The 12222-nt window shown below is 36.1% G+C and carries 13 protein-coding genes and 1 pseudogene; all 14 read right to left on the bottom strand.

The window, feature by feature from the left end; translation table 11 throughout:
• Window positions 1-98: 98 nt before the first annotated feature.
• A complete protein-coding gene (locus BFI01S_RS08055; protein WP_061792148.1) occupies window positions 99-299 on the bottom strand; it encodes a YjfB family protein in 201 nt (66 codons plus the stop codon).
• Window positions 300-344: 45 nt separating this feature from the next.
• Window positions 345-731: a DUF8042 domain-containing protein gene (locus BFI01S_RS08050; RefSeq protein WP_061792147.1), complete on the bottom strand. Its 387-nt coding sequence runs from the start codon at window positions 729-731 to the stop codon at window positions 345-347.
• Window positions 732-740: 9 nt separating this feature from the next.
• Window positions 741-1088, bottom strand: coding sequence for a flagellar protein FliT (gene fliT, locus BFI01S_RS08045; RefSeq protein ID WP_061792146.1), 348 nt, complete (start codon window positions 1086-1088; stop codon window positions 741-743).
• Complete coding sequence (fliS, locus tag BFI01S_RS08040) at window positions 1088-1483, bottom strand: flagellar export chaperone FliS (protein ID WP_061792145.1); 396 nt, start codon at window positions 1481-1483, stop codon at window positions 1088-1090. The genes fliT and fliS overlap by 1 nt, the downstream gene beginning before the upstream one ends.
• A 37-nt stretch (window positions 1484-1520) precedes the next feature.
• Window positions 1521-3569 carry a flagellar filament capping protein FliD gene (fliD, locus tag BFI01S_RS08035; RefSeq protein ID WP_235831136.1) on the bottom strand — a complete coding sequence of 683 codons (2049 nt, stop codon included), beginning with the start codon at window positions 3567-3569 and terminating at the stop codon, window positions 1521-1523.
• A 42-nt stretch (window positions 3570-3611) separates the two neighbouring features.
• Window positions 3612-3974, bottom strand: a complete 363-nt coding sequence (gene flaG / locus BFI01S_RS08030) for a flagellar protein FlaG (protein ID WP_061792143.1) — start codon at window positions 3972-3974, stop codon at window positions 3612-3614.
• Window positions 3975-4080: 106 nt separating this feature from the next.
• Complete coding sequence (locus BFI01S_RS08025; RefSeq protein ID WP_061792142.1) at window positions 4081-4359, bottom strand: hypothetical protein; 279 nt, start codon at window positions 4357-4359, stop codon at window positions 4081-4083.
• Window positions 4360-4377: 18 nt separating this feature from the next.
• Window positions 4378-5238 (bottom strand): annotated as a pseudogene (locus tag BFI01S_RS08020) (tyrosine-type recombinase/integrase); the annotation flags it as partial.
• 924 nt (window positions 5239-6162) lie between these two features.
• Window positions 6163-7863: a glycosyltransferase gene (locus tag BFI01S_RS08015; protein WP_061792140.1), complete on the bottom strand. Its 1701-nt coding sequence runs from the start codon at window positions 7861-7863 to the stop codon at window positions 6163-6165.
• Between the two features lie 32 nt (window positions 7864-7895).
• The gene (locus BFI01S_RS08010) at window positions 7896-9746 is read right to left on the bottom strand and encodes a tetratricopeptide repeat-containing glycosyltransferase family 2 protein (RefSeq protein WP_061792139.1); all 1851 of its coding nucleotides are present in this window, start codon (window positions 9744-9746) and stop codon (window positions 7896-7898) included.
• Between the two features lie 125 nt (window positions 9747-9871).
• The gene (gene hag / locus BFI01S_RS08005) at window positions 9872-10717 is read right to left on the bottom strand and encodes a flagellin Hag (protein ID WP_061792138.1); all 846 of its coding nucleotides are present in this window, start codon (window positions 10715-10717) and stop codon (window positions 9872-9874) included.
• 134 nt (window positions 10718-10851) lie between these two features.
• Window positions 10852-11091: a carbon storage regulator CsrA gene (csrA, locus tag BFI01S_RS08000; protein ID WP_061792137.1), complete on the bottom strand. Its 240-nt coding sequence runs from the start codon at window positions 11089-11091 to the stop codon at window positions 10852-10854.
• A gap of 6 nt (window positions 11092-11097) precedes the next feature.
• A complete protein-coding gene (fliW, locus tag BFI01S_RS07995) occupies window positions 11098-11544 on the bottom strand; it encodes a flagellar assembly protein FliW (protein ID WP_061792136.1) in 447 nt (148 codons plus the stop codon).
• Window positions 11545-11576: 32 nt separating this feature from the next.
• The gene (locus BFI01S_RS07990; protein WP_061792135.1) at window positions 11577-12158 is read right to left on the bottom strand and encodes a DUF6470 family protein; all 582 of its coding nucleotides are present in this window, start codon (window positions 12156-12158) and stop codon (window positions 11577-11579) included.
• Between the last annotated feature and the right edge of the window lie 64 nt (window positions 12159-12222).

The raw sequence follows: 12222 nt of genomic DNA, 5'->3' as shown, positions 1-12222 counted from the left end.
TACAAACTTAAAAAGTTCATAAATTACAAAAATGGACCCAGTATTTATCAAATAAAAAGATCCCTTCTGACAGAAAAATAGAGCAGCTGCTGGCTGCTCTACCCTTTAAAATCAATATTTCCACCAAGATGAGGCTGGGCTGCGTGCTGGAGTTCCTGCACTTGAGAGGCACTCATCATTTGGTTGATGAATTCGGCATTTCCTTGTGCGGTATCCATTGCTTTTTTCATGACTGAAATAGAAGCTTGCTGCTGGACTTGGCTTTGGTTTAGAGCGATTGACATCAATGCGATATCCATTTGAACCTCCTCCTGAATCTTTAAAGTATTTAATCAAACGTTTGATTAAATTTGGGAATAGGGCTTCAATTCTTCTCTGATGGCGCTCTTCCAGGCTGAGAAGGCTGGAAATATATGATTTTTTACCAATTCTGCTTTTTTGCTGGGATCGCTAAAACTCCCTTCAAGCAGCCCAGCCTTTTCAACTACTGTATCAAAGCCGTTTAAGGCATTCATAATGGATGTTTCGTCTTGGAAGAGATCAGTTAATTGCAGATTGGCTTTCGCCACCTCTTCAAGTCCGGCAAAAATATCGATTAATACACGGTCACCCTCCGTACGCTGAAAATCAGTGAAGCTTTCTAAAACATAATCAAAAGCTTCTTCCATGGTATCAAGCAAACCTGTATATTGTGTAATCATGCTGTAGTGCTTTTCTTCTAGCTTTGCCAATTATCTCACCTATTTCCGCTGATCGTAAAAAATGCCATCAGTCATAATTTCTTCATAAGGATTAACATATTTGTTCGATGAATCCTTTTTATTTCGCAATTCTTTTATAGCCTTCTGGATTTGGCCCTTTTCATTATTCAAAAGAATCATCAATTGTTCATTTAATTTTACAGCTTTAACACCAAGCTCTTCATCCACTTTAGAAAAAGGAGGCTTTATATGAAGTATTAATGCTTCTCGCTTGGCAATCAGTCTATTCATTTCAATAATCTTTTCGTCCCGTCCGAATTCATTATCATTCTCAAGCAAGCTGATCAGTTCTTGAGTGTGCCGATAAAACTCTTCAACGGCAGACATTACGCCTGCCCGCTTTGAGCGAACTGTTTTTGGCGGTTTAACTGAATGGCTTGTTTCCATGCGTCACGGAATTCCGTCACAAACCCTTCAGCCTCTTCCAGAATGGCAAGATCATTCTTCGTATTCGCCTCTATTAATCTATTATGGATAAAGTCGTATAATGTCATCATGTTTTTGGATATCTCCGCATCCATATTTAATGTCACCATTAACTCCTGGATAATTTTCTGAGCTTTTAATAAATTCACATTTTTATCTTCCATATTTTTATCATCAATGGCCTTTTTGGCAAGGTTGATAAATTTCAAGCACCCATTGTATAGCATTAACGTTAATTCACCGGGTGATGCGGTATTTACTGAATTTTGTTGATAAGATTGGTATGCGCTTGCCATTTATTGAACACTCCTATCTTCTTCCTGCTGCTTCTATTTACATTCCGCCGTTAAATTGATTCATTAAAAAAGCAGACTGCTGATTCGCTTGCTGGATTGCTTTTTCCATTGCCGTGAATTGACGCCAATAGCGATCTTCTACTTGTCTTAAACGGTCTTCAAAACGGTCAATTCGTTTATCAACATCAATAAGATTTTTCCCTAGGGTGAATTGCGTATTAGTAGAAAAAGAATTCCCGGCTTTTTCTTTCAGCTTGTCCATGACACCGTTAACCGTATCATACAAGCGGTGCATGATCCCTTTTTCACTATCTAGGCTTGAATCAGAGCCTCCCCTAAATAGCGCCTCGACAGCATCAGGATTACTATTAATGGCTTCTTTTAATTTTGATTCAGAAATTTCAAGCTTTCCTCCCTCTAAATAACTGGAAGTGGTAGTAATTCCTATTGCTGCTAATTGATTTAATAATGGATTGGTTTCACTATTGGTTACTGGCTGATAAAAATCCATCCGCATTGACGACAAAGCTCCAGTTAAAACGGAATCCCGCCGCAACCGACCACTCTTTGCCTTTTCCTCCCATAATTCCTGCTGTTTATCACTGAGCTGTTCACGCTGTTCATCTGTAAGAGGCGTATAACTGCGATATTTTTCTTCTGTAACTTTGGAATTGATTTTTCCTATTAATTCATTATATTTCTCTACAAATCCTTTGATATTTTCAAATATTTGATCACCATTATTTTTGACAGATAACGATACAGCTCCTGCTGTTTCTTCAAATTTGCTTTTGAGTGTGATCGTTACCCCATTAATTTCAAAGGTATTAGACGACCGTGTTGTCTCTAACCCATTTATGATAAATGAGGCATTCTCACCATGTGTTTTAGTTACGGTATTATCTCCAAGCTGGAGTGCTTGTAAAGCAAAATCTCCGGCTATGGTTATATCACTGTCACGGGCGACCGTATTACTATTCTCAAAATAATCACCTGACTCTGTTCGCATCATCGACACTTTTCCAGTAGCAGTATCAAAAAACATAGAAACCCCTGCTTTAGAAGAGTTCACTTCATTGATAACCTGATTTAGGGAATCTGATGATTCAATTAAAAATTTTTCTTCTATTTGTGAGGTTCCTGATGTGGACGTATACGTTTTTATTGAAAAATCTGCGTAATTTTGGGTATAACTTGTACTTATTTCGGTATCAGCAGTCAGAGGATTGTCAAAAGTAATCGTTCCTTTTTCAAAATCCACTTTACCTGTTGAGAAGGTTCCATCACTTGCCACAGATACAGCTGAACCGTTTATAGTCAAACTAAAACCAGTACTATTGATATTTCTTTTATCTAACTGCCACATTTTGCTATCCTTTTTTAAAGTGGCAGTTTGAACTTTTTTATCTGTAATATAGTCAACCTTCACACTTGCACCGGCAGCAACAGTTTCACCGAAAGTTAAACTGCCATCAGCGGCCATTTTGACTTGCTTTTGACCTAAAGAAGCCGTCGATGGGTCAACTAATTCGTATGAAACGCCATTGACCTTTACTGACATCTTACCAAATTTTGCTGTATCAACCGCTTCCCCTTCAGCAAGGTTTATTTTCAACCCTGTTGTTGAACCATTTCCTAATATTGTTTGAGTGCCTACTGCACCTGTTTCCCAGTTCCACGCAGGAGCAGCACCACCACTGCCAACACCGAAGTTCCCGTTTGCATCTTGTGATGCTAATGATTTTGTAGCGTCAATGGATTTATTAGTGGCCGCAATTGACCCTGTCGTCACCCAGTTTTCAGCACTTGCTAATTTAGATACCTTAGAAATAGAAAATGAGTTTAACCCTGCTGCACTAGAAGCAGTGGCCGTCACTCTGGCTTCGTCTGATGAAGTTACACTCCTTACCCGGTATTTCGTTGTTAACTTCATTTGTGTTAACTCATTACGGAAATCAAGAAGGAGTGTATTTATAGCCCGATAGTCATCCCGCTGCCACTCTAACACCTGCTTCTTTTGCTTTAATTTATCCAGCGGCATCCGTTCAGCCTTCATTAAGTCAGCGACGAGGGAATCAATGTCCATCCCGCTCGCTAATCCGCCTATCCTCATATGCAATCACCTTCCTTATATTTTTTTATCAATAAGAAAACCAAGTTTCTCCGTCATCGCTGCATAATAATCCAGCATTTCTTTTGATGGAATCTCTTTAATAACCTCTTTCGTCTGTTCATCAATGATTGATACATAATACTCTTCCAATTTTTCATGAAAGACAAATTTCAATGAAGAATGCGAAGGCTGCAAAAACTCATTAATCCCTTTCACTACCTCTTTGATTTCATTAAGTTTTACTGCATCCTGCTGCTTTAGCATATTCTCATTTTTTTCATTCTCTCTTGCTTTTTCCAGCTCAGAACCTGATTTATTTTCTACTAAGTGAACAGAGCGCTGCTGTGAAGGTGAATTCGCCTTTATCCCCTCAATCATCGGTTATCCTCCTATATCCGTTTAGATTGCTACCTTTTATATCGGATGAAATACGCAAAATTGAAGTGTTCGTACTTTTTACTTGTTATATTGAAGAGGTATATTATTAATAATAATATAAGTAGTGTGAATTGGTTGTTGAAGAGAAGTGTGAATTAAACACTTTGAGTCTGCTAAATAACAACTCAGAATTATCAATGTTACTAGCTTCAAGTAGAATGAGTGTCTGTTGTGTTGGTAATCGAAATGTCAACATGTTTACTCCATCCCCCTCTGCTTCAAACAATGTTAAGAAGTCTTGTTCGATTGCTTCTATTATAGATATTGGCAAAGCATTAGTAGCTTTAAGCCATTCTATATCGTTTAGTGCTTGAATCAGTTTCACTTTTGCAGCTCTCCTCTCCTACAACATTTCAACCGCATTCTGCTTCTCTTCTCTTGATGTTTGAATGTAGAATTTGGCGGTCATGTTTACAGTACTATGTCCTGCTAATTTATTAACTGTTGTTAGATCGACACCTTTTTTCAGTAAGCGGGTACAAAAGGTATGCCTCAGTAAATGTGGATGCAATTTGAATCCAACATCCTTAGATACATTTGTTAACCAATCTCTTACTGCATCTCGGTGCAATTTCGAGGCTCGTTGGCTTAGAAAAAGGTACTCGCTTTCATAGAATTTTGATTCTTTTCTTTCTCCTTTCATATACGCCCGAAACAGATCGACTACATCTTTTCGCAAACTGATTTCACGAATCTTTCCCCCTTTTCCCCGAACCGTCAATGTACTCGTTAGAAAATCAACATCTTTTGTTTTGATGTTCACTAGCTCGGTAACCCGAACTCCTGTGTAAAGAAGTAGATAGCCGATCAGTTTATTTCTAATCGATATTTTTGCTGAGTCCTCTAGGTAAAACAATAACTGCTCAACCTCTTTGTCTGATAGGGCAGTCACCACGTGTTCACTGCCTGCTGCAACCTTAACTCGATCACGTTTTATCTGTATGAAGGACTCACTTACGATCCCTTTCATTCGTAAAAAGTCGTTATACACTTTCAAGCTATTGATTTTTTTGTTGATGGTCGCAATGGCAAAGTTATGATCTAGAAGGTATTGCTTGTAGCGGACAAAGGAAAAGCGTGAAAGCGGCTGATTGGACTCAACCGCCTTCTCATCTAAATACTTCTGGAAACCTTTCACGTCCCCCACGTAGGATTCAATTGTTTTGGTTGTCCTCCCTTCTTTAAAGAGCCACTGCTGAAATGCTTGGCTAGATCATTCATGTGCATCTCTCCTAACGTAAAAAGAGCCATGAACGCTTTACTTTGCATTCATGACTCTCATTTTTTCCCTATATCGATGATATTCTTAATCGCACAAATTAAACAATGACAATAGCATTCACAAGGAAATACCTTCACTATTTTTCACTCCCTTCTCTATTTTTGATATCATTATTTATCATTAGTCAATTCTCTTAGTACTTCGGTAGACTGGCTATGTATTTTTTTGCTACTTGAGTTCTTTGTACAGAGGTTGTTGCCAATTGGTTGACCTTCGGGGCACTATTAATTTCCCCATTTGCCCCAAAAAGCGAAAGAGGCAACCATTTTATGATTACCCTTTTGCTTAAGTTAACCCAGGGTTTATTATAAATCTCTAGATGTTGGCTTACATTGGTTTTTATTTTCCCAACCTATAAATCTTGGTTTGATAATCTTACTCTTTTTCTTGGAAGAAAAAAGTTTCGATAGGAACTTTACCATGTTCAATCACTCCCTTCATTTCTAATAATGAAATTATAGTTGATATCCTAAATATTCGCACCCTTGCTAAATTAACATTTGAGTTTAATTGTTGTAATCCTCCGTTAAGTGCCTCTAAGAAACTAACTGAATTATATAAATTTTGTCATTTTCTAACGTATTCTCTTCTTTTCAAGAAGTCAGCATTAATAATTGATATAATGTTCCTCATAACAAAAGTAATATATTGGAACAAAAAAGAGACCCTAGCAAAGCTAGAGTCTCCTTCTTGCAATCTAAAATTAACGTAATAATTGAAGTATGTGGGTTTTGGTTTGCTTTTGCAATCATTTCTGATAATGCTTTAGTAAGAGATTGAGTGCTTTGTATAAAGCCTCATTACTTCGCTATGCCCCATTTATAGATACATACCAAAAGTAAACACTTAGGTTTCAAGATTAAAATCAAGACTCTCGCTACCATTATTTTTAAATTCTTCAATTGTACTATATAAATATTGCTCTAGGAGTTTAATCCCTTTGTCAAGGCTAAATTCCAGAGCGGTTTTTCTTCCTTCCTCTGCCATTTGTTGTCTAAATTCTTTATTTTTTAGTAGATATAGCAGTCCAGTTGTAATTCCTTTATAATCTCCAGGCTCAAAAAGAAGAGCGTTTTTCCCATTTACAGCATAGCTTTCAACTCCACCACAGTTTGTTGCAACGACTGCTACTCCAGAAGCCATAGCTTCAAGTGGCGGCATCCCAAACCCTTCATACCAAGATGCAAAAAGAAGGATAGAAGACTCACGATAGATATCAGCTAATTCTTTCTGTGATGGACTTACAACGACATCTATCTGAAAGGAAAGTTGTTTTAATTCAAAATCTACCTGACTTACCCATTTCACTTTAAAACTATATCCAGTTTTGATTAATAGCTCTAAAGCATGTAAAGCTACTTTAAACCCTTTAAATCCCCATGTTGGATTACCCACTAATAAAATAGTAGGAACTTCATCATCCCCTGGGATTTTAGCTGGATGATAAAAGTCTATATCTAAATAATTAGGAAGAATATCTGAACTTATTCCATATCTAGCATATAAAACATCTGAAACATATTTAGATACTGCAACGATACTAATATCTTGAGTATAGTATTTCTTTAAATTGAGCCTAATAATGGCTTCCTCTTCCCACTGAAGACCTGGAATATCTCCAAATAAATAACCACTACCTTGCTCCCAATAAAACACTGGAATAATGGAATTTTTAAGTTCAGGAATTTGGTCCATCCAACCAGCTACAATTACATCTGTGTCATTAATATAATTTAGATACTTCTCTCCAATTGGTACTAAAATTTCTTGATCTACTTCTAATTCTGTCCATGTTGGTAAGACCGACTCTCCATTCCTACCTCTATAGACAGCTTGAATTACATGACCACGTTTCTTAAGGTGTCTCATTTGCTCCAACAACATTTTTAATCCACCTGTTAAGTGCTTGTGTGGCAAAATATAGGTAATTGTTAAATTCTGAGTCTTTTGAACTGGTTTATTTATAATAGTCGGACTATGAACTACTCTTTTTTCAATAGAGGGTGGATAAAATTTTATAATATGTGCACCATTTTCCCCAATAGTGAATTCTTTATACGTAAAGTCAAAATCTTTAAAATCCTTCAATGACCACCTGCTTTTATGTTCTTCCAATTCATTTCCTATATATTCACCTTGTTCAGAGGGATAAATAGGGGTGGAAACAATGAGACTCCTATTTGTATGAGCAAGAATTTCCTCTATTAAGGCAATTCCCTCATGTTTTTCAAAGTGTTCTAACACATCAATAAAAAGAACAACATCATATGATCCTACTTCTTTAATTAGATTTTTCGCATTTCCATAATAAACGTTGTCATAGGCATATTCATGAACTGGATTTTTATACTGTTCAAAACCTTCAATTCCATCAATAGTCACTACCCAATCCTCTTTGAAATAACGTTGATAAGGTAACTCTAATATTTCTCTGCAGAGATAACCGTATTTTCCATAGCCAATTCCAATATCTAAAATAGAGGTAGGTCTTTCAATTTCTATAATCTTTAATATTTCCGAGATGGCTTGATAGTAACTTACTGGCATTTAAAAATTCAATCCTTCCGGGGTGACTTCATTTAAATTTGTTTCAAGTATCTTTCAAATTGAGGATCTTTATCAAAGATATTAAATGCAATTTTTGCTATACGTTTTGCTTCTAACTCATTATCATTTTTAATCAAATACTTGATAATTAGATTAAAATCCTCTTCCGTAAGATCTTCCTCTTGTGCTTTTTGGTAAAAATTAATCGAGAGGTCCTCGTATCCATTTCTATAAAAAATAGACGCTATTTTTGCATCGAGATGAAGGTTCCACGTTTCTTGATGTACGATCAGATTCTCTAACAATTGGACCTTATTAAAAATGAGACACTTTTCTAATAGACTTAGGTATATGGATGTGTCTATTTCCTCTGTTTTTAAAGATTGATTGTAAATCAGTCCATTTATTAACATTTCATATACAGAATTAGTATTTAAAATAACTTTCACTGAATTTTTTATAGTACTTGGTGCTGTCCCTAAATCGTTGAAAAAAATAAATAAATCATTAAGATCAAGCAGCCCTAAGTTTAATCCAGAAAGAATAAAGGTTGTATCAATTGTTTCGAACATTTCTTTTCGATACTCCCCAGATATAATCTGACCTTTAAATTGAAGTAAGTTTATAATGAGCTCATCATCAGCTAAATATTTTGCTCCTATCATCTGACAAAGTTTAAATAAACTTTGATTCAAAAATAGCTTTATTAACTGAATAAAATATCTATCTGACATCTTACCATGTAATATAGATCTTGATAAAAACTCAAAAATTTCTTTATCATTATGATGTTTGGCCAATAATTTCACTAAACGAAACGTTGATTCTAAACAATCTGACTTTATATTAATGGCATTAGCATAACTTTTTACTGATTCTTTTAAATTTCCCTCTAACTCAAATATATATCCTAACCTTCTATACGGATAGTACTCAAGAAAATCTGGACTTTTTATAATATCATAATATTTTTTTGAATTCCGAATAAGCGAAGAATAAATTCGTTTCGCTTCCTTATAGCGATGTTGTAAAAGATAAATCTCTCCTTTAAAAAACGTAAAGTCTGCAGAGTTTGAATAAACCACTTCTGCATCTTTTATAACTTCAAGTGCATTATCATATCTTTTTAAACTAATTAGACATTCAACAATATTGCATAAACAAAATGAGACCCAACTTAGCTGATTTGAATTTTTCTCCTTATATGCCTTTATAAAGGAATCTAAAGCCTCTTCCATTTTACCTTCTCTTTTGAACTCATTACCCAAGTTAAAGTAATCAAACGCCACGCTAGTTGAATTGCCTAATTCATTTTGTATTAAAGTTGAATTACGTGTAATTTTTTCTTTTTCTCTAACAATGTTGCTTAAATAACCCGAATGATAAATAACTAATGAGGATACAGCAAAATTGACAGATCCGTGTTTAGCTCTTAATTGCTCATGAACCGAACGGTAGAACTCAATATTCCCATCATTTCGATAGATTCTTCCGTGTTTATGTTGAGCAATACTTTCACCCTTTTCACCCGCAAAATTGATAATGTTTACAGCATAAATACCATATTGATTATCATGTTGTTTGATTTCTGAAATAGATTGTTTCAGATTCTCGGGATCGACAAACTCGTCAGCATCTAATACTAAAATCCATTCACCAGTTGCTTTAGATGCTGCATAATTCCTTGCTTCTGAAAAGTTGTTTGTCCATTCAAAATCATAGACAAAATCTGTGTGTTTTATTGCTATATTTTTTGTATTGTCTGTAGACCCTGTATCTACTATCACAATTTCATCAATTATTCCCATAACACTAGTAAGACATCTATCTAAAACTTTTTCTTCATCCTTTACAATCATACAAAGTGATATAAACGGGGGCATCCCTGCACTCTCCCTATATATTTAATCTACTAAAGAAATATCGCATCAATTTTCACCTAACTGATACGATATTTCTTTAGGCAATTCTATATACCTAAAAGTATATAGAATTGCGATAGTAAAAATTATCTTAGTAATTGGAGAACACCTTGTGGTTGTTGGTTCGCTTGAGCTAACATTGCTTGAGCAGCCTGAGAAAGAATAGAGTTCTTTGTTTGACTCATCATTTCCTTTGCCATATCTACATCACGAATACGAGATTCAGCAGCAGTTAGATTCTCTGAAGATGTACCTAAGTTATTAATTGTGTGCTCTAAACGGTTTTGATAAGAACCAAACTTACTACGTTCATTTGAAACAGACTGAATTGCTGCATCGATTTTGGAAATAGCATCATCAAAACTTGCAGACGCACTGCTGATATCTAAGCCAGTAGCTGCTTCAGTGTTGGCTGAACCAACCCCTAAGGACCCAGCAGCCATATTAGATATTGTTAGTGAAATAGTTTGACCTTGGTTAGCACCTATTTGGAAGTCTAAAGACGAACTAGCAAAGTCACCTTTTAACAGGTCTTTAGTGTTAAATTGAGTATTATTAGCGATACGGTTAACTTCTTTTGCTAATTGGTCCATTTCATTTTGTAATGCAGTACGTTCGTTAGAGTTATTTATATCATTTGAAGATTGAACTGCTAATTCACGCATACGCTGTAAAATTGAATGAGTTTCGTTCAATGCACCTTCAGCAGTTTGGATTAGTGAGATACCGTCTTGAGCATTACGTGAAGCTTGGTCCAGACCACGAATTTGTCCACGCATTTTTTCAGAGATTGCAAGACCAGCAGCGTCATCCCCCGCACGGTTAATACGAAGACCTGAAGATAATTTCTCCATTGATTTCATTTGCCCTGCATTAGCACCGTTTAACTGACGATATGTGCTAAGCGCTGCGATATTATGATTAATACGCATGTTTGTTTTCCTCCTTGAATGTCGGGTTCACGTCCTTGTGAACCATCATGTATTTGAGAGGGAAGAAAGTCGGCCGCCTTTTTTCCCTCTTACAATGTTAATATCGACCTTTTGCGACAAGTATTTAATAGTTTTTAGTTTTTATTTTTTAAATTCGAGAAATTTTTTATGTTGGCTATTATGTCACTAATAGCGATTGATGCAGCTTTGTTTTCGTCCTGGGTTTCTTCAAATAATTCTTTGCGTAATATTTCAATGTTTTTGGGTGCAGTGATGCCGATTTTCACCTGGTCGTTGGCAGTGGCGATGATGGTGATTTCGATGTCGTCGCCGATTTTGATGGATTCACCTTTTTTTCTGGAAAGTACGAGCATCGTTTTTCACCCTTTCGCCTGTGTTTGTTCCTCTGCAAAGAGAGGGTGTTTGGATTTGTAGGAGGGATTGTTTAATATCACTTGTTTTGCTTTTCTGTTTTTCTCATTGATAATAACAGGTGCCTGAAAGTTTGCTGTCGATTGGTTGAACGGTTCTTTTGGAGTCAGAATGACGAAGACCTTCACATCTTTTGCTTCTTGAATTTGCAGGCTGTTTACAATGGCATCTTCCAATTTGAAATCATAGTCTTGTTTAAAGAAGAAGGGATCTGTGACGATAAAACCTATTTCCGGTTCTTTTGTGGATTGCAATACTTGATAAAGATGGTCGTCGGTTAAATCTATTAAGGTGAAATAGCTTTCGTCAGGAAAGCCAGGCAAGCCTTTTTCAAAATGAAGAATATCTGTTTCTTGTATCTCCACTTCGCCGTGGTATTTTGTTTTTATTTGCATGTGATCATTTCCTTTTTATTGGTTTATTCACGTTATCTTTGAAGATCAATTGTGCCGCCAGCTATTTTAAAGGTAATGGCTGCTTTTTGCTTTAGGTAAATGCTGATATCTCCTGGCTGGTATTGAAACCTTGGCATGTGAGGTTTTGCTTCAATGATGGCTTTATTTGCTTTTATGTTGATTTCCAGGTTAGATGGTGTGTAGTGAAATTTAACTTTTTCTGGCGTGCTTGGCAGAAAGCTGCTATTAACCGTTTTAGGAGAAGGTTCGCTTTCCTGTTTCGCAATTTGCGGAATCATGCTTTTTTTGGAACCTTCAATTTTCATTAGCTGATCGCCTTCTCTTGCTTCCTCAGCGAGACCTTGTTTTAGTTTTTGCCGGGCTTTGCTTGCCCATTCTCTTATTTGCTGTGTTATTGGTTTCAAATTCGCTTCTGCAAATGCTTCAGACTGGTCTATTTGCAGGCGGCCCTTCGTTTTTTCATACTGAATATCTGCTTGAGGCTGCCGCATTTTCATTTCTGCAGGCGGCTGCTGGATATGCAGCTTCGCATCCTGCTTCTGAATGCCAAGAAATCCAGCTTGAGTTGAAATCTGTATCTTTGCAAGCTGCATAAAGGTCTCCTCTCTTCTTTTACCTGCAAAAACAGCTATCTTTAAAAAGATAGCTGCTTTTGAT

This window comes from Cytobacillus firmus NBRC 15306 (genome assembly GCF_001591465.1).
GTDB lineage: Bacteria > Bacillota > Bacilli > Bacillales > Cytobacillaceae > Cytobacillus > Cytobacillus firmus.
This window is presented reverse-complemented; position numbering and strand designations above follow the sequence as displayed.